The following is an 18,832-nucleotide window of genomic DNA, read 5'->3' on the forward strand; positions in this document are numbered from 1 at the left end:
TTTGGCTATGGATAAGTGATCGAAGTCGCGTTTGCGGCTCAAGGAATTTGGATTTTAGACCGCGATCTGCAACATTAATTGGCTGAGCAAGTCGGCACTCGCGTTGGATTTACTGTTGACGGCCTTGATCGGGCGTAAACGATGTGCGATCACGGGTACCAATACGGCCTGCACATCTTCTGGCAAAACATGATCACGTCCTTCCAAGGCGGCCCAGGCCCGAGCAGCCTGCAACAAGGCGATCGACGCGCGCGGGCTCATGCCTTCAGCAAATAAGCCTGATTCGCGGGTGCTTTGCGCCAATCTTTGTATGTAATCAATCAAGGCCGGTGACGCATGAATTTGTCTCACTTGCGCTTGGGCTTGCAATAATTCATCGGCACGCATGATGGCTTTTAAACTTTTCAATAAGCTGCGGCGGTCTTCGCCCATGAGTAGTGCCCGTTCTGCTGCTGCATCGGGATAGCCAAGAGATAAGCACATCAGAAAACGGTCTAATTGTGATTCAGGTAGCGGGAAGGTGCCGACTTGATGCGTGGGGTTTTGGGTTGCGATGACGAAAAAAGCATCAGGTAATTGTCGGGTTTGGCCTTCGGCACTGACTTGCTGTTCTTCCATCGCCTCTAATAATGCAGATTGTGTTTTTGGCGTGGCACGATTGATTTCATCTGCCAGTAAAACCTGTGTAAATATTGGTCCTGGGTGAAAGATGAATTGACTCTTGTCCCGTTCAAAAATAGAAACACCAATGACGTCGGTAGGTAATAAGTCGGAGGTGAACTGCAGGCGATTAAATTGCAATCCCAATGAAATTGCTAAAGCATGCGCCAAAGTCGTTTTGCCGACGCCAGGAACATCTTCTATTAGTAAATGCCCACCACCTAGAAGGCAAACCAGTGCTTGTTGAATTTGACGTTCTTTTCCGATAATGACAAGGTTCAGTTGTTTTGCTACCTCATGGACTTTTGAAAACATGTACTTTTCCCATAGAATCAAGACAGGCGTCAATACGTGCTGAAATCAGCAAGATAGACTGGATAAGTTTGTAAGACTAGCACAGAGAGCCCGATCGCAAAAGTTGGTACTAAAAGCCTGCGTAAAATTTAAGCATGTGAGCGCAAAATTAGAAAACTACAACCAGAAAATTGCATATTTAAGCAAATAGGTTGACACTGTGATCTGACCTTCAAAATGCAAGTACGTAGTAGTGAACTTCAGTGTGGAAAATGAATGACATCTAGCGACCGAAGTGATAGGTCACGATACAGAAAAAAATAAGGATTAGGCATGGCACGACCAGAGAAAATTCGTTTGGGTGAAATCCTATTACAACAAAAGCTCATGACGGAAGAGCAGCTGCAATTTGCTTTGGCTGAACAAAAACGCACTGGACGTAAGTTGGGGCGGCTGTTTGTGGAAAATGGTTTCGTGACAGAAGACCAAATCTCCGAGGCGATGGCGAAACAATTGAACATCAGTTTCGTTAATCTTAAGCAGTACAACATCAAACCGGATATCGTCAGAAAGCTGCCTGAATTGCAGGCACGTCGTTTTCGCGCCATTGTATTGGAGCAGCGTGACACTGGTTATTTGGTAGCGATGGTTGATCCAACTGACTTGTTTTCCTATGATGAAATTAGTCGCATATTAAAAAGCGCGATTCATCTGGCTGTGGTAAATGAAAATGATTTGTTGGTGGCGATCGATAATTTGTATCGGCATACCGACGCAATCACTGATCTGGCGCGCGAGTTAGAACAAGAATTAACCGACGCGAATGTCGACTTTGGCGCTTTGGTGAGTGCCGCTGGGGTGGAAGACGCTCCAGTCGTAAAACTGTTGCAATCTGTGTTCGATGATGCAACGCAAGTCCGCGCATCGGATATTCATATTGAACCTCAAGAAAAGCGCTTACAAATTCGCTTCCGTATCGACGGGATGTTGCATCTGCAGACTGAAGCCGATATGAAAATCGCAGGTGCATTGGCGCTGCGCTTAAAACTGATTTCTGAGTTGGATATTTCAGAGAAACGTCTGCCGCAAGACGGTCGTTTTATTATTAAAGTACGCCAACAACAGATTGACGTCCGTATTTCAACGATGCCGACGCAATACGGTGAATCTATTGTAATGCGTTTGCTTAACCAGAGTGGCGGCATTTTGAATCTTAATAAGATCGGCATGCCGCACGAAATGTTAGAGCGATTCCGCTCAATTATTCAACGCCCTAATGGCTTGGTGTTGGTGACCGGACCAACCGGTAGTGGTAAAACGACGACCTTATATGGAGCTTTGGCTGAGCTCAATCGTGAAGATCGTAAATTGATTACTGTTGAAGACCCGGTTGAGTATCGCTTGCCGGGTATTAATCAAGTACAGGTGAATGAAAAAATTGAATTGAGTTTTGCCCGAGTGCTGCGTTCTGCGTTGCGACAAGATCCAGATATTCTTTTGCTGGGTGAAATGCGTGATCAAGAAACCGCACAAATCGGTATGCGTGCCGCGATGACGGGACATTTGGTGTTATCCACCCTGCATACGAATGATGCAATCAGTACCCCGATACGGCTATTAGATATGGGCGTGCCACGTTATATGATGGGTAGTTCTTTACAAGCGGTATTAGCGCAACGCTTGGTCAGAGTCGTCTGTGAGAGCTGTCGGGTACCCCATACGTTGTCCGCCGCCGAGCATGAATGGTTAAGTCTGGATATGCACGATACAGTTGATCAACATCAATACTATATCGGCCGCGGTTGTGGGCATTGTAACGGTACTGGCTACCATGGTCGTATTGGTGTGTATGAACTATTGGAAATGACGAAAGCCGTGGTGGATGCCGCGCATAGTGAAGACAACGCCTATTTTATGGATGTGGCAAAACGTCAGATGGGCGGGAAGACTTTGCGTAAATATGCAATTGATTTGGTCTGGAGTGGGGTGACGACGGTGAGTGAAGCCATGCGTATTAGTAATCAAATTGACGAATAGGTGAGACATGCCTTTTTTTGCCTATAAAGCCAGAAACTCTCAGGGTGAATTGATCGAAGGTGTCGTTGAAAGTGCCGATCGTGATGCCGTCGCTCGCCAGCTAATGAATTTAGGTGTTTCACCAGTACGTATAGAAATAACTAAAGGCGTCGCGGGTAACCGCGAACTCAATTGGTGGCAGCGATTCTGGGAGAAGAAAGTTCAGGCACTTGACGTGCAATTGTTTAGCCGGCAATTGCATACACTTATCCGCGCTGGTGTGCCCATCATGCGAGGCTTGGCAGGTTTGCAGGATTCCGCAGTCAGCAATGCTTTTCGTAGTGTGATTCGTGATTTACGAGAGTCCCTGGATTCCGGGCGTGAATTATCAACCGCCATGCGCCGACATCCGAATGTGTTTTCGTTGTTTTTCATCAGCATGGTCAAAGTAGGGGAAATGACAGGGCGCTTGGATATGATTTTTTTGCGCTTATCCGAACATTTAGAATTTGAGCGCGATATGCGAAATCGGGTTAAAACCGCTCTGCGATATCCGATGTTTGTGATGATTGTGATGGTGATAGCGATCGTTGTGATCAATATTTTTGTGATCCCAGCATTTGCCAAAGTCTTTGCCAGTTTTCATGCTGAACTGCCGTTGATGACGCGATTTCTATTGGGAATGTCCGCATTTTTTGTCGATTATTGGCTGATCTTACTCGGTGCAGCTATAGCCGCAACTTTCGCGTTTAGGAGCTTCTTGGCGACGCGGGATGGTCGATTTTGGTGGGATAGACAGATATTACAATTCCCGATATTTGGCCGCATCGTCCTCAAAGCAACTTTGGCACGGTTCGCACGTAGTTTTGCACTATCAAGCAAGAGTGGGGTGCCGATCGTGCAAGCATTAACTGTCGTAGCAGGTACTGTCGATAATAGCTATATAGCGAGTCATGTAGAACAAATGCGTGACGGTGTTGAGCGTGGTGATAGTATTTTGCGCACCGCTACCGCAACCCATGTTTTTACGCCCGTGGTACTCCAAATGATCGCTGTGGGCGAAGAAACGGGTGCTCTCGATGAATTGATGGACGAAATCGGCATGATGTACGAAGGTGAAGTCGAATATGAATTAAAAACCTTGTCGGCCAACATTGAACCAATCTTGATTGTGTCACTTGGTGTGATGGTGTTGATCTTGGCGTTGGGTATTTTCTTACCGATCTGGGATCTAGGACGAGTGGCATTAGCTAAGTGATGCCTGTTGAAGGCCTGTTGTTTTCGACTTGAACGCGACATTTCAAACGCTAGCTTTCAAGTAATGTTTGCTATGATATGAAGTGAGTAGTAAAAATTTGAATAACATGGTTTGTTGTATTTAGATCCTTGTTATTAATGTATGTATTGATTATTAACTTTTTGGAATGATGATGCAAAAATACCATAACAAATCCGCTAAGCACGCTAGTGGCTTTACTTTAATTGAATTGATCGTTGTGATTGTGATTTTGGGTTTATTGTCTGCTTATGCTTTACCACGATTCGCAGCACTGCAAACAGAAGCACGTATCGCTAAAATGAATGGAGCGCTGGCGTCGTTGAAATCGGGCGCCGCATTGGCTCGTTCAATTCAATTGACACAGCAATTGGCTTTGAATACTTCAATCACCATGGAAGGTTCAGTCGTGCCAATGGCAAATGGTTACCCAACTACAGCATTGACAGGGATTCCTATCGCTGCGGGTTTGGCGACGCCTGATTTCGTGTTGACCGTCACTTCTGCGACCGTGTTTACCGTTTCTGCAGATGCAAATCATGCTACCTGTGCTGTGACTTACACTGTACCAGTTGCTGCAGGGTCTCCTCCAACTTATAGTAACGCTGGCTTAACTGCGGCCAATTGCGCTTAATAATGTTTGTTTTTTTAGTGTTGATTTAGTAGTGCAATGGGTTTTATGAAAAGTGTTGAAGGCTTGTGCGTCCTGCGATAGTCTTTGCAGATAAGCGTTGATATGTCGATATCGACATGCTGCAAACTGACAGCGTAGACTCATAAAACCCAAATTTGGCGATCCAAGGCATGTAATTCGACTGAATATGTCAAGGATCACCGTTTCTTCCCGATGTATTCGCTTGGATCGATGGGTTTTCCTTATGCGAACTCTTGCTCATTCCCGAACATTATATTCAGCCCGCGGTTTCACGATGGTGGAGCTGATTCTCGTAATGGTGATTTTTGGAATTTTGTCCGCAATTGCGATGTCGCGTTTTACGGCGCGAGTTGAATTCGATGGACGCGGTTTTTTTGATCAAACCTTAAGTATGGTGCGGTATGCACAAAAGCTGGCGATTGCTCAGCGTCGTACCGTCTGGGTGCAGGCCAGTCAGACTGGTCGCATCATTTGTCTGACCTATGTTCAGGTCAATGTCGACTGTCAAAATGATGGAGGTGCTCCAGTGCCGACCCCAGGCGAGCAGACTTGGTTTGTAAAAACGGCGCCAACTGACATTAGTTTTGGCAGTTCTCCCGTGTTTGCATTTAACCCCTTAGGTCAACCTAGTCCCAATGCGGCAGTAAATTTGACCCTCTATCAGGGAGGTTCGACTTCAATAGGTAATATCAAGATTGAGGCGGAGACAGGATATGTACATTAAATTTCTCTCCTCAAATTTTTATCCGCCGGTTAAGATTAAACAGAGTGGTGTGACCCTGATTGAGCTAATCATGTTCATGCTCATCGTGAGCATTGCAGTGATTGGTGTTATTCGCATTATGAACTTAACCAGCGTCACTAGTACCGATCCACTTCGTGAAAAGCAAGCTTTGGCGCTAGCTGAGTCAATGCTAGAAGAGATCCAATTACAGGCATTTACGTATTGTGATCCAGACGATGCGAATGCGACGACGGCTTATAGTGCAGCTGATTGTGCGAGTGAAGTGCAAGGCTTGGGTAAAAGTGTAGGTGAGACGCGTGGCGGTGTGCCACGGTTTGATAATGTTGGTGATTATTTTGGATATGGAGATCCTACGCCAATCAAGCCTGTCGTTGACATACAAGAACAAGCAATTGTCGGTTTAGAAGCTTATAGCATGAAAGTTCTTGAGGTGGATGAATGTGGTGGTGCTTGCATTCGTATTGATGTGACAGTGAGTGTGGACGATGTCAAAGTCGTGTTGACTGGATATCGTTATCGCTATGCGCCCAGAATAGTTCCCTGATATGAAGAAAATTAGCCTTTTATCTCAACGTGGATTTACCTTAATCGAAGCAATTATCGTCATCATGCTGACAGGCATACTCGCGGTCGCCGCCGCAAATTTTATATCGAGACCGATAACGCAATATCTTGATTTGAGTCGCCGCGCTGATTTAACCGAAATTGCTAATTCAGCTGTACGCCGAATGTCGCGAGATATTCACCTAGCTTTGCCAAATAGCGTACGTCAACCCGCACCCGCTTGCGTTGAGTTTTTAATGACGACAAATGGTGGTCGCTATCGCTCAGCTACACCGGGTAATTTCATGCAATTCGATAGCACTTCGGGTACGCAATTTGATGTTATCGGCCCGTTGAGTACTGCTCCACAATCGGGTGATTTCATTGTCGTGTATAACTTGGGTATTGCAGGCGCAGACGCCTATGAGGCTGGTTATCGTGGCATCGTCGATGGTGCTGGCACGACGGTAAATAGCATCAAATTGAGCACGCCGATTCAAAATCCTCTGGAGTCACCAGCAAAGCGATTTTTTGTCTTGTCTGGAACTAGTCCAGCGGTGACTTTTGTCTGTCAGGGCGTTGGCGTTGATGCGAACGGCAACGGAACTGGACGTTTATATCGTTTGTCCAACTACGCAATCGCGCCGGCGACCGCAAGTTGCCCAACGCTCGCCGCCAATACGACGACCCCATTGTTGGCTGAAAATGTCGATAGTTGCAGTTTTACTTACTCCAGTGGTGTGGTTGAGCGTAGCGCAGTCTTGTCGATTCGTATTGGCTTAAAGAAAGCGGGTGAATCCGCTAAGCTATATCAAGATGTGAATATTAATAATGTACCCTGATCAATCACTTCGTCATTTATTTCGATACGCTATGATGCGAGGATTTTCCTTAGTGTCCGCCATTTTTCTATTGGTGATTCTTGCCGCCTTAGGCGTTTTCATGTTATCGATTTATATGAGTCAACGAACGGTTGTCACCCAAGATGTACGAGGGGTTTTGGCATATCAGGCAGCAAAGACGGGAATAGAATGGGCAACATATCAAATTCTGACACCTGAAAATGTGGCAGTTGTAAATTCTGTGTTTGCAGGGTGTGCCGCTGGTATGACGCCGCCAGCCGCGAATGGTGCGCTGTCAGGATTCGCTATCAATGTTGATTGTCAGCTCACAACAACGACTGAAGCTGGAAATACCATCCGTGTCTATCAGCTCACTTCAACTGGTAGCAAGGGCAGCGCACCGTCAAGTGACTATGTTGAACGTCGTATTATTGCGAGTTTGAGTACTTGTCGCGTTGGTCCTGCTGTAACTGATCCCGTGTGTTAATTGTGTGAGAATTTTGGCAGTGAAAAATAGGTTAGTCCATGTTTAATCATTTACTTTCAACCCTACAAAAATCAATTGGTGCGATGGCACTGTTTGTTTTATTTTTGTGCGTGTGTTCAGTGAGCGGTAAGAGTCAGGCGCAGACTATTGAATTTAACAGTACCGGTGGTACTAGTTCGACCAATGGCCTTCATTTCTATATTGATAGAACCAGCAAAATTCAGGTTCGTCGCTTAAATAATACTGGGCAGGTGTATAGCCCAACAGCTTTGCCAACGACGCCGAACAGCTTAGATAATGGTGTCTTTCTTCGCGCAAATAATTTGATCTATGGTCCGTCGCATACCGTAACGACATTCAATCCTACTGGTGGTATGTTTAGTACTTATAGTATTGGCGCCACAACACCTGCGAACCCAGCTACAGCTGGCGTGCAACAAACAGCCACGCATCTCCTAGGAATTAACAGTGGGCCTCAACTTTCTATTGTGTGGAAATATACTACGCCCCTGGATTTCTTGACCGCTGAAGTCACATTGGTGATTCCACCCGGGTATGCCGTTAGCGCCAATAACCCGGTGCGCTATTACCATGTGTTTGATACTTACCTCGGCGGTAGTGACAGTGGTTGCGGTGTAAATGTGACGGGGACGAATCGCATTATTGGTACCTATTCAAGTATGGGAAACCCAACCCCATGTCCGGTAAGTACCTCGTTGCCCACTTCAGGCACGATTGTTGAATCATTTCGTGAACGCAGTCCCCCAACGCCGCCACCAGGAGCTAGTGCGGTCGCCACTTTTAGTAGCTATTGTGCCGCCACGTGGAGTAATTTTTTTGTCAATGGCAGTCCGTATTGCTCAGTCTTGCAATTAAGTACCCCGACCTCCACGACAGGTGCGATGAGTAATTCGATTAACACGACTTTAGTCGATACAGGTATTGGTATTGCATATGATTTTACGGCAACCGGCACTTATGTTTTTAGTTATGATTTTGTGATTGGCACAACGGCTGTTCCACCTTACGATCATTTAGAAATTCGTCATGATGGCAGTATCAATTTATGCCCTGAAACAATACAGGTGCTTGCATGTTTATCGACGACAGTGCCTTGCCCTTCTGGCAGCGAGGTAAGTACTGGAGTGTTAACTGGATCCATTGGTTTATCTCCTGCCGCTACCGGCGTGACTTTTACACCCGGCAGTTTTTCTATCGGTGGAAGTAGCACGTCGGGTCCAATCGCTAACATGATTTTGCAGGCAACAGCGGCTTCTGCCGGAACCTATAGCTTTATTCCTTCAGGTTTAAGTGCAACACCGCTCAACGGCACTCGTTGTGTTGTTAACGGCGTTGCGCAGGCCAACTGCCAAATTACCATCGGTAGCACACCTTGCGTTGCTAAATTTGAATGTATGGAAACGGGATTAACCTATAACAATCCAGTAACCGTCACTAATCGTAATCCGCTATATACCAAAATGACAGCAACAGGATTTAAGTTTGATGTGCTAGCGTTGCAGTCCTCCGGGGCCGTTGCGACCGCTTTTGCAGGCAATGTCAATGTTGAGTTGTATGATGATACTTCGGGCGCTTGCCTGGCCGCTACTGCGTTGACTGGCAGCACCCAGGCTTTAACTTTTGCCGCTGCGGATAATGGCAGAAAAACGATACTCACGGATATGGTTCTGGCCGCTGCCGCGAAGAAACTCCGATGTAGAGTGACGCAAACGGGAGTTAGCTCGCCAGTGACAGCCTGTTCTTCTGATACTTTTACCGTACGTCCGAAAATAATCAGCGCGATAGCGTCGAATACGACTGCCGATAACGACCCGAGTGGTTTATCCACGACAGGTCCTACCGGCCCGACTGTACCTTCTGTACTTCGCGCTGGGAGTGACAATTTTACGCTAACTGCCTCGACCGGTGTAGTTGGCTACAACGGCACACCTAAGGTCAATAATAGTTTGCTGGAGTGGACCGGCGTACCTTCCACTGCCAATGGTGGTTTGCCGGTGCCAGGTACCGGTACTGTTACAGGCGTGTTTGGAGCTGCGAATGTGGCGACAGGCAATACGGTTGGAACTGCGTTCACGTATAGCGAAGTAGGGTATTTCCGATTTAAAGCTTTGGGTATATTTGACGACGATTTCGTGACGAATTCTGGTTCGGGTGATGTCACGAGTGGTGATTGCACCAATGATGCCTCCAACGTGTTGGTTGGTGGTAAATATGGCTGCAAGTTTGGGAATACTGCAGTGAGTCCGTATTTTGGCCGTTTTATTCCAGATCATTTTCTGGTTAGTATTCCGAATTTGAACGAGGCTTGTAATCTTGGAGTGCCTGGCGTTACACCCTTTTCTTATTTTGGCCAGGATGGTTTTCAGACGCAGTTTGCGATTACTGCACAAAATAGTAGTGGAGGCACAACGAAAAACTATTCTGGTGCTTTTGCTAAATTGGATTTAACGAATTACGGCAGCTATCTATTTACAATGATGGGTGCTCCTGCTGGTTCAACGATTGGAGCTAGTGCAATTGCACCAACAGGTAGTTGGTTTGCGGGAGAAAGTGCTACCAGCAATCTCACACCCAGTGCACCTGCCCGGGTGACTGTTTGGAATAAAATTAGCCGACCTACTGCGTTAAGTAATGAAGCGCTCATTAACGTCTACGTTGCACCAACAGATGGGGAAGTCCCCGCTGCAACACCAACACTGGTTGGAAGTAGCAGACAACGTTATGGACGCATGAAGTTACAAAGTGCTTATGGATCAGAAATGTTAGATTTACCTGTGCCATTTTTTGCGGAATACAGAAATGGTGATCAATGGCTGAAAAACCTTGATGATAGTTGCACAGTGGTGGTGGCTCCCGCAGTGGGTACTGGTGTGACGTTTGCGCCCTTGACTACAAGCAATCAATTAAGTGCTGGAAATACGACTGCAAGTGTAAGTGCGACCGGAAAACTAGTTGCTGGGGACAGTAAATTGAAATTTTCTAAGCCGGGATTAGGGCATAGTGGTTATTTAGATTTGGATATTCCAGTCAGCGCCTGGTTACAATTCCCATGGCGTGGCGGAGCAACGGCAATAAATCCCACCGCAAAAGTGAAATTTGGTACCTATAAAAAATCTAATCAATTTATTTATACGCGTGAAGTGTATTGAGTAAGTTGGAAAGAGTATCAAGTTGAAGTTGGAAATCAGTAGAGTAAATCATCATTCCGACAACAAAACCAAGATCAATGATTGACAACAAGCTCATATTATCTTAACGTCAAGCAATATTGCTGAACTGGGTCGCGTGCATGAGATTATTCTCAAATAATAAAAAAAATGCTGAATTAATGGCAATTCGCTTAGGGCATGATGGCCTGTATTCGGCTTGCATTCGCCATCCTGCAACGGGTTTGCCCGTTTTGGATTTTTTATCGTTCTATCCCTCTGTCAATCAAAGCTGGTCAACTTTACTAGAACGACTGGCACGTGAAACACCTGCAAAACAAAAAAAATGTTTGCTCCAATTAAATCAAAATGAATATCAATGGTTTGCAATAGATACCTTAAATGTTCCTGATGACGAGCTAAAAAGCGCGATGCTTTGGCGCTTGAAAGAGTTGATTGATTATCCGATAGAGAACGCTGGTTTTGATCTGTTGAAGGTGCCCGGCGATATTCATAATGGGGGACGAAATCAATCTTTGATTGCAGTCGTTGCTGCGAACGAAAATTTGATTAAAAATCAAAATCTATTTGCTGCGGCAAAGTTGGCGTTAAGCATTATCGATGTTCCAGAGACTGCGCAAAGGAATATTTCTGCACGTGTAGAAACCGAAGGGCGCGCGTTGGCGATGTTGTCGTTTGACGCGCAAGGTGGTTTATTGACCGTGACCTATGCGGGCGAACTTTATCTATCACGTCGCCTTGACATTAATTCACAAGACTTAACCCAGCAAGGTCTCGCAGAAAGAGATGCGAGCTTTGAGCGCATTTCTCTTGAGTTACAACGTTCTTTGGATCATTTCGATCGTCAACATAACTATGTGACGACGTCAAAATTAGTATTGGGGCCACTCGGTGATGTGGCTGAAGCTTTGCGACAATATTTGTCGACCAATATGTATTTGCCAGTTGAAATACTAGATCTGGCAAGTTTACTCGACTTGGAAAAAATTCCAGAACTCAAGAATGCGGAACGTCAGCAAGCATTTTTCTCTGTGATTGGCGCTGCCCTACGGCAGGATGCGGGTGTGCCATGAGCCAGCAAATCAATTTATTCAATGCCGCACTTATTAAGCAGAAGAGTTTTTTTTCAGCGCTAAATCTGTTGATCGGCTTAGTGTTAAGTATGCTGATTGTCATTGCAGTCTTTGCTTACGTCCGAATGCAAATGACACAAATAAAAAAAGTCTCCGAACAATCGGCATCGCAACTCAATGCAATGACTGAACGGGTCAATAGTTTGCGTATCGGTCAGTTGCCAAAGGTGAAAAATCCAGCTTTAGAGCAGGAATTAGGAATGATAGAAGCGTCCTTGACGCGACGTAACCAGATCGCACAAATTTTACAAAATAGTGAATTTGGAAATACCGATGGCTATTCTGCTTACCTCATCGCGTTTGCACGCCAGATTCCAGCAAATGTCTGGCTAACGGGGTTTAGCTTGGAAGGTGCCGGGTTTGATTTGACTCTGCAAGGAAGAGCACTCCAAGCCGAGTCTGTGCCGTTGTATGTTACGCAATTGAAGCGTGAAAAAATTATGCAGGGTAAGACTTTCTCTATGATACAAATGGATAGGCCATTACTGACTTTACTCGAAAGTGTAGCAGGGACAGATAATAAGAAAAAATCCGAATCAGCACCTTACTTAGAGTTCCAACTTCATTCTTCCGAGCTTAAGCAAAAAAATGAGCAGGCTGGAGTGAAAACACCATGAATAAACAATCGCAAAAATACATACTGAAAGTGGATGCTTTGAGTGTACGCGAGCGCGGCATATTGTTTGCCGTGTGTACCTTAGGAGTCTTGATCCTGGGCTTTATTTTGTTTATAGAGCCGCAGTTGAAACTGCAGGCAATCGTAAAAAAACAGCATGAAAGTAACATCGCGCAGGTCAACCTATTGCAAACAGAAATTGCTCAGCTCAGTCAGGCTTTAAAAATTGATCCAGATCTCGAATTGAAATCAAAAATCAATGAAGCAAAGGTGCGCTTGGTTTTAATGGACAAGGATCTATTGACACTGAAAAAAAATCTGGTACAACCAGAAAAAATGGATGAACTTTTGCAAGAACTGTTGAAACGAAATAAACGCTTACAATTGATTTCTTTGAAAAGTTTACCTGTTGTGAATCTACTTGATGCTTCTAATAAAGCGTCGATTGATGTAGCAAGTGTTGTTGCTGCGATGGTAGTGAATCCCGCAGCGAACTCTGGCACCAGTCAGGTGATATCAAAAGATAGACCAGCGAATAGTTCACAAAGCCAAGATGAGCGTAGCATTTATAAACACGAAGTCGAGTTTGAGTTGCAAGGTAATTACCTTGATATGCTGGAGTACATCAAAGCGCTCGAAGCGATGCCAGAACGCGTGTATTGGAGTCACAGTAGTTTGACAGTAGTGGAATATCCGAAATCAAGTATGACCTTGCGTTTATTTACCTTGAGTCTGGAGAAAAAATGGCTCAATTTGTAAAATCGCCTAATCGGCCAAATTCGTATAAGCAACTGATTCACTTATTGATGATTGGTGTCTTTAGTGTGGTCATTCAAACGTCAGCGCATGCGCAAGAAATAAAGGATCCGACCCGACCACCTGGCAGCATATCGCCAGCGGGAGAAACCTTGCAGACATCTATTGATCCAGTCTTGCAATCGGTATTAATTGCACCGAATCGTAAGCTGGCAATTATTGATGGACAAACCGTCAAATTGTATGCCAAATTCGGTGATCAAACGCTGGTCAAAATTACAGAAACGAGTGTTGTGTTGAAACGTGGAGCTCAGTTGCAGACGCTTAATTTGCATCCTGATTTTAGTAAAAAGTTGATCCAGTCGACATCTTCATCAAAATAGATAATGTAAAAACTAACATGGCGTCTATTTATTTGTTTGTTTGATGGTGTGCTGGAACAATTCGCTTTCAATTGCACTAAGTCCCACGAAGTCACAATAAGTTGCGTCAAATGGCTTACACGATACGAAGATAATATGAAATTGAGTTGGACCAAGAAGGTAGAAAAATGAAAAAATTCGGGCTAACAATGTTACTGCTAGGGGCTGTCGCTGGGTGCGCTATGCCGCCTACACGTCAGGAAACCTATGATTTGATTAAGAGTGAAATGAATAAGGCTGCAGCCAACACAGTGAAAGCTGCAGGGCCTGATGCTGTTGCTGCGTCCTTATTGCCGCCACTGAATGTCGATTTGCCACCAGTACGCAAACCACTTGAAGAACGTTTTAATCTGAGTTTTAGTAACGCACCTGCCGCCCAATTTTTTATGGGCATCGTTGCTGGTACCCCCTACAATATGCTGGTACATCCTGAAGTAACTGGAAATATTTCTGCAAATTTAAAAGATGTCACTTTATTTGAAGCCTTGGATGCAATTCGTGAATTGTATGGCTACGAATATCGAGTTGAAGGTAGTCGAATTTATGTTAAACCATTGACTTTGCAAACGAGGGTATTTCAAATCAATTATCTGGCATCGACACGCAAAGGGACGTCAGATATTCGTGTCACTTCAGGTTCTGTGGCTGATTCTTTGATTCCAAGTAATAGCGCTTCGGGTGGCAGTTCGAGTTCGGCACAAAACGCACCGAATGCTGGTGCCAGCGGCAATTCAGGGCAAAGCTCGACATCCAGTAAAATTACCACCAGTTCCAATAACGATTTTTGGTCAGAATTGAAAGCCTCCTTAGATATTTTGGCGGGTAGCGGACAAGACGGTAAACAAGTAGTCATTAATCCACAGTCGGGTGTGGTGGTCGTGCGTGCGATGTCAGATGAAATTCGTAATATTGCCGCATATTTGAAAGCGACTCAGATTTCGGTTGATCGTCAAGTGATACTTGAAGCAAAAATTTTAGAAGTAGAGTTAAACGATCAATATCAAACGGGGATCAATTGGGCTTCGTTTGCATCGTTAAAATCATCGCCGAATAGTGCTGCATCGATTGGTTTTGTAAGCCCCGGAACGACTTTAAGTACGACACGTTCCACGACGAATGGGAATGGATTAGACGCTGTAACTGGCATAAGCTTAGGGGCAGGTGCGCGTGCTGCGGGCTCTTTATTTGGATTGGCGTTTCAGACTGCAAATTTTTCTGCACTACTGTCCTTTTTGGAGTCACAGGGTAGCGTGCATGTGTTATCCAGCCCGCGAATTGCTACTTTGAATAATCAAAAAGCAGTATTGAAAGTTGGTAAGGATGAGTTTTTTGTGACTAGCTTGAAAACCACACCAGGTTTAGTGAATAACGGCAGTACCACAGCACCGACCGTCAATATCGAAGTGCAACCTTTTTTCTCTGGCGTCGCTTTGGACGTCACACCACAAATTGATGATAGTGGGAATATCGTTCTACACGTGCATCCATCCGTGAGCAAAGTGAGTACGATAGAAAAGACCGTTAATGCTGGTAGTGCAGGGTTTATTGTTTTGCCATTGGCATCCAGTGTGGTATCGGAAACCGATAGTATCGTGCGCGGCCAAAATGGTCGTATCGTGGCGATCGGAGGCTTGATGCGTCAATCAAATTCAGATGATCGTTCGCAGGTTCCAGGTGCCGGTGAAGTTCCCTTATTAGGCGGCCTGTTTAGAAATACAAATCAAATTTCGCAAAAACGTGAGTTAGTAATTCTAATCCGGCCAACCATTGTGGACGGTGATGCCGATTGGGAAAAGGATTTACTCGATAGCCAGAGGCGCATCGAAGATATGACACCACGAAGCCGTTTAGAAAAGAAGGCGCAGTGATTACTTGGAAGTTGCTGAGTGATACCGCGTCGATTGAGCATCTGGAGCGAACTTCATGGTGAGAATGAATTTGTATAAATCTCATTTTGGCCTGCATGAAACGCCTTTTGGGATTACTCCCGACACCAGCTTTTTCTTTTCTTTTGGTAGCCATCTCGAGGCTTTGAATACTTTGCTGGTCGCCGCGCAAAGTGGTGAGGGTTTTATCAAAATCACTGGTGAAGTTGGGACAGGTAAAACTTTGCTATGTCGCCAGTTTCTAAAATTGTTGGGCGGCGATTTTGTTACTGCGTATGTTCCCAACCCTTTTTTGGAGCCTAGAACTTTGCTGTTGGTGTTGGCCGACGATTTAGGTATTCCTCAAGAAAAGAGCAGTGAACAACATGAAGTCTTGAAAGCGATTAATTTACACTTGTTGCAATTGGCAAGATCAGGAAAGCGTGTTTTATTGTGTATCGATGAAGCGCAAGCACTCCCTATTGAAACTCTGGAAGCGATTCGTTTATTGAGTAATCTGGAGACTGAAAAACGCAAGCTGTTACAAATCGTTTTATTCGGACAGCCCGAATTAGACCGTCGCCTCGCACGCAATGAAATACGGCAGTTGGCGCAACGTATCAGCTTTCATTATCGACTGCGACCGTTAACTTGGGATGAGACCAATTTTTATATTCAGCACCGTTTGCGGGTTGCTGGCTATAGTGAAATTCGTTTATTTACTCGTGGCGCTATTTTTGTTTTGTGGCTCGCAAGTGCTGGTGTGCCTCGAGTCCTAAATATTTTAGCGAATAAGGCGATGATGCTGAGTTATGGTGCTGGGCGTCGTATGGTAGGCCTGATGCAAGTGTTGGCAGCGATACGAGACACAGAAGCACTCCCACTATTTAAGAGGGTTTCACTTACCTTTACAGCGACGGCTCTATTGTTATTGACTGGTGCGCTACTGACCTTAAGTTTTAGTTGGATGAACAGCTAGTGAGTACTGAATGAGTCTAATTAATCAAATGCTGCAAGATTTGGAGAAACGTGGAGAGGACGATAGCTCGCACGCTGCTACACACTATGCGCAATTTGGCGGAGCGATCAGCCCATCAATATCACGAAAAATTTATGGCTACTTTCTTTTGCTATTGATAATCGTGGTTGGCGGCGTATTTTTCTTTGTTTTCTATCCCAAACAATTGACGAAATTGAGTTCAACACCACCAGAAAAAATGAAGACCTTTAGCAACCTTACCGCGACATTGGCAAATCCGGTTAGGCCTATCGAAGTCGTCACACCTGATGCAGGCCCAGCAATGAGTGAGTTGAGTTTGCACCTGAAGTTGAGTACGCAAGTCGATACCGAAAATCTGAACGAAACGAATGAGTCGAGAGAGCTTAGCGTACGGGCCAAAGATAATCAGGGAACTTCGGGTTGGTCCGAAGTGAATCGCAATCCAGCGAATGCAGTCATAAAGCAAGACCTTCAAAATACACTTAGCCTAAATAAACAAATTGCGGCTGAATCTAAGTCATCTGTAATTTCAGCTAATAGCAAAAAAGCGGCATCTACCACTATCGTGGCAAATACAGAACCCGTCACGATGATCAAAGAAGTCTCTGTACAGCAACGAGCTGAAGGCGAATATCGTCAAGCGACCACGTATCAGCAACAGGGACGGACCAACGAAGCGTTAGCTGCATTAGAAAATGCACTCAAGACTGATCCTGCGCATGCGCCAGCACGACAGTTATTGATTTCCTTGCTGTTAGAGAATAAACGTTACGATGAAGCGATTCGTGAATTGCGCCAAGGCTTGTTGATAGATCCGGCGCAATTAAATTTCTCTATGATCTTGGCGCGACTTTTAGTAGAGAGAGCCAAGCTTTCAGAGGCAATCGATGTGTTACAAAGAAATGTCAGTTTGGCGCAAGATAGACCTGATTTTCTGGCGTTTTTGGCCGCATTACAGCAAAAAACAAATCACCATAAAGAAGCGATTTCCTTGTATCGACAGGCGTTAAATAAGCATAGCCAAAATGGTAGCTGGTGGATGGGCTTAGGTATTTCATTGCAAGCAGAAGCACATTCGCAAGAGGCAATTGATGCCTATAAGCAGGCCAAGTTACAGCCGGGCCTCAGTGCTGAATTGCACATGTTTATTGATCAGAGAATTAGCCAATTACAAAAATAGCGGTTGGCTTAATAAATGTTAATTAAATCGCATGCATATTCGAAAGTGCTGGTTTTACACTCTTTTTTGACTGAAATTGCCCAAATAACTCCCAAAACTACCCTCAGACTATGGAAACTTGATGAATTTTGCCGAATTTTGCAAAGTAATTCGGTGTATTTGTCTGCAAGTCCGTAAAATAGCGCTTTAAGTTATTTCGCAAAAGAAGAAAAAGTATGTCTATACAATGGTTCCCGGGTCACATGAACGCGGCGCGCAAAAAAGCCGCCGAAACCATGGAAAATACCGACCTGGTCATCGAAGTTCTGGATGCCCGTATTCCGCAGGCGAGTTGTAATCCTATGGTGGAACAACTACGCACTTTCCGTCAGCGTCCTTGTTTGAAGATTCTGAACAAAAGCGATCTGGCCGATCCACATGCAACGAAGGCTTGGCTCGAGTTCTACAATGCACAAAAAGGTGTTAAAGCCGTCGCCATGAGCTGTAAAAAGCCCGCTGATGTCGCCAAAGTTCCTGGGTTTGCGTTGGAGATGGCGCCGCATCGTGGGGTGCCGACCAAACCTTTGCGCATGATGATCATGGGGATTCCGAATGTCGGTAAATCGACACTCATGAATGCTCTACTAAAGAAGCGTGTTGCAAATGTCGGTGATGAACCAGCTGTAACGAAAACCCAGCAGCGCCTCTATCTTGGTAAGAATATGATTTTGACAGATACGCCAGGAATGTTGTGGCCAAAAATCGAACATCCGACCGATGGATTGATGTTGGCGGCAAGTCATGCGGTTGGTGTGAATGCCTTGATCGAAGAAGAAGTTGCAACTTTTTTGGCTGAAATTTTATTGCAACGTTACCCGCAATTTCTGACAACACGCTATGGATTGGCGACTGAAGGTATCGACGCCGTGAGTGTAATTGAAGCGGTCGCTAAAAAACGTGCATATCGTTTGAAGGGCGGCGATTGGGATTTTGAAAAGGCAGCGCATACACTATTGCTCGACTACCGTAGCGGTGCTTTAGGGCGGGTCAGTTTGGAAACGCCGCAAAGTCGCGAGCACTTATTAGCCACCTATGTCCCCCCAGTATTATTGGGACAGGGGAAAAGCGTCGATACCGGCATGATGGAAGATGCCTTAGACGACCAAGAGTAAATA

At 45.1% G+C, this 18,832-nt stretch carries 17 protein-coding genes; 16 read left to right on the forward strand and 1 reads right to left on the reverse strand.

The genetic code is table 11. The annotated features are described in order from the left end of the window. Positions 1 to 54 precede the first annotated feature (54 nt). Positions 55 to 975, reverse strand: a complete 921-nt coding sequence (locus ACO0KW_RS02350) for an AAA family ATPase (RefSeq protein WP_423050250.1) — start codon at positions 973 to 975, stop codon at positions 55 to 57. Positions 976 to 1,287: 312 nt separating this feature from the next. Between ACO0KW_RS02350 and ACO0KW_RS02355 the strand changes: the two genes are divergently transcribed. The 16 genes from ACO0KW_RS02355 to ylqF all read left to right on the forward strand — a co-directional run bounded on the left by ACO0KW_RS02355 (position 1,288) and on the right by ylqF (position 18,829). Continuing rightward, the gene (locus tag ACO0KW_RS02355) at positions 1,288 to 2,991 is read left to right on the forward strand and encodes a GspE/PulE family protein (RefSeq protein ID WP_423050252.1); all 1,704 of its coding nucleotides are present in this window, start codon (positions 1,288 to 1,290) and stop codon (positions 2,989 to 2,991) included. Between the two features lie 7 nt (positions 2,992 to 2,998). Beyond that, positions 2,999 to 4,228, forward strand: a complete 1,230-nt coding sequence (locus ACO0KW_RS02360) for a type II secretion system F family protein (protein WP_423050254.1) — start codon at positions 2,999 to 3,001, stop codon at positions 4,226 to 4,228. 172 nt (positions 4,229 to 4,400) lie between these two features. Next, complete coding sequence (locus tag ACO0KW_RS02365) at positions 4,401 to 4,880, forward strand: type II secretion system protein (protein WP_423050256.1); 480 nt, start codon at positions 4,401 to 4,403, stop codon at positions 4,878 to 4,880. A gap of 244 nt (positions 4,881 to 5,124) precedes the next feature. Beyond that, positions 5,125 to 5,625 carry a pilus assembly FimT family protein gene (locus tag ACO0KW_RS02370; RefSeq protein ID WP_423050258.1) on the forward strand — a complete coding sequence of 167 codons (501 nt, stop codon included), beginning with the start codon at positions 5,125 to 5,127 and terminating at the stop codon, positions 5,623 to 5,625. Continuing rightward, on the forward strand, positions 5,615 to 6,190 hold the full coding sequence (locus ACO0KW_RS02375) for a type IV pilus modification PilV family protein (RefSeq protein WP_423050260.1): 576 nt from the start codon (positions 5,615 to 5,617) through the stop codon (positions 6,188 to 6,190). The genes ACO0KW_RS02370 and ACO0KW_RS02375 overlap by 11 nt, the downstream gene beginning before the upstream one ends. Before the next feature lies 1 nt (position 6,191). After that, the gene (locus ACO0KW_RS02380) at positions 6,192 to 7,031 is read left to right on the forward strand and encodes a PulJ/GspJ family protein (RefSeq protein ID WP_423050262.1); all 840 of its coding nucleotides are present in this window, start codon (positions 6,192 to 6,194) and stop codon (positions 7,029 to 7,031) included. A 31-nt stretch (positions 7,032 to 7,062) separates the two neighbouring features. After that, on the forward strand, positions 7,063 to 7,518 hold the full coding sequence (locus tag ACO0KW_RS02385) for an agglutinin biogenesis protein MshP (RefSeq protein ID WP_423050264.1): 456 nt from the start codon (positions 7,063 to 7,065) through the stop codon (positions 7,516 to 7,518). A gap of 38 nt (positions 7,519 to 7,556) precedes the next feature. Then, positions 7,557 to 10,688, forward strand: a complete 3,132-nt coding sequence (locus ACO0KW_RS02390) for a DUF6701 domain-containing protein (protein ID WP_423050266.1) — start codon at positions 7,557 to 7,559, stop codon at positions 10,686 to 10,688. 140 nt (positions 10,689 to 10,828) lie between these two features. Then, positions 10,829 to 11,779: an agglutinin biogenesis protein MshI gene (locus ACO0KW_RS02395; RefSeq protein WP_423050268.1), complete on the forward strand. Its 951-nt coding sequence runs from the start codon at positions 10,829 to 10,831 to the stop codon at positions 11,777 to 11,779. Beyond that, a complete protein-coding gene (locus ACO0KW_RS02400) occupies positions 11,776 to 12,456 on the forward strand; it encodes a PilN domain-containing protein (protein WP_423050270.1) in 681 nt (226 codons plus the stop codon). Before ACO0KW_RS02395 ends, ACO0KW_RS02400 begins: the two co-directional genes overlap by 4 nt. Continuing rightward, positions 12,453 to 13,214: a hypothetical protein gene (locus ACO0KW_RS02405; protein WP_423050272.1), complete on the forward strand. Its 762-nt coding sequence runs from the start codon at positions 12,453 to 12,455 to the stop codon at positions 13,212 to 13,214. Before ACO0KW_RS02400 ends, ACO0KW_RS02405 begins: the two co-directional genes overlap by 4 nt. After that, positions 13,199 to 13,594, forward strand: coding sequence for an MSHA biogenesis protein MshK (locus ACO0KW_RS02410; protein WP_423050274.1), 396 nt, complete (start codon positions 13,199 to 13,201; stop codon positions 13,592 to 13,594). Before ACO0KW_RS02405 ends, ACO0KW_RS02410 begins: the two co-directional genes overlap by 16 nt. Before the next feature lie 221 nt (positions 13,595 to 13,815). Further along, positions 13,816 to 15,501: a pilus (MSHA type) biogenesis protein MshL gene (mshL, locus tag ACO0KW_RS02415; protein ID WP_423050276.1), complete on the forward strand. Its 1,686-nt coding sequence runs from the start codon at positions 13,816 to 13,818 to the stop codon at positions 15,499 to 15,501. 70 nt (positions 15,502 to 15,571) lie between these two features. Beyond that, the gene (locus ACO0KW_RS02420; protein ID WP_423051941.1) at positions 15,572 to 16,477 is read left to right on the forward strand and encodes an ExeA family protein; all 906 of its coding nucleotides are present in this window, start codon (positions 15,572 to 15,574) and stop codon (positions 16,475 to 16,477) included. 10 nt (positions 16,478 to 16,487) lie between these two features. Further along, complete coding sequence (locus ACO0KW_RS02425) at positions 16,488 to 17,678, forward strand: tetratricopeptide repeat protein (protein WP_423050278.1); 1,191 nt, start codon at positions 16,488 to 16,490, stop codon at positions 17,676 to 17,678. Between the two features lie 215 nt (positions 17,679 to 17,893). Beyond that, complete coding sequence (gene ylqF / locus ACO0KW_RS02430; protein ID WP_423050280.1) at positions 17,894 to 18,829, forward strand: ribosome biogenesis GTPase YlqF; 936 nt, start codon at positions 17,894 to 17,896, stop codon at positions 18,827 to 18,829. Positions 18,830 to 18,832: the final 3 nt, after the last annotated feature.

Source organism: Undibacterium sp. Ji22W (assembly GCF_049340305.1).
Lineage (GTDB): Bacteria > Pseudomonadota > Gammaproteobacteria > Burkholderiales > Burkholderiaceae_D > Undibacterium.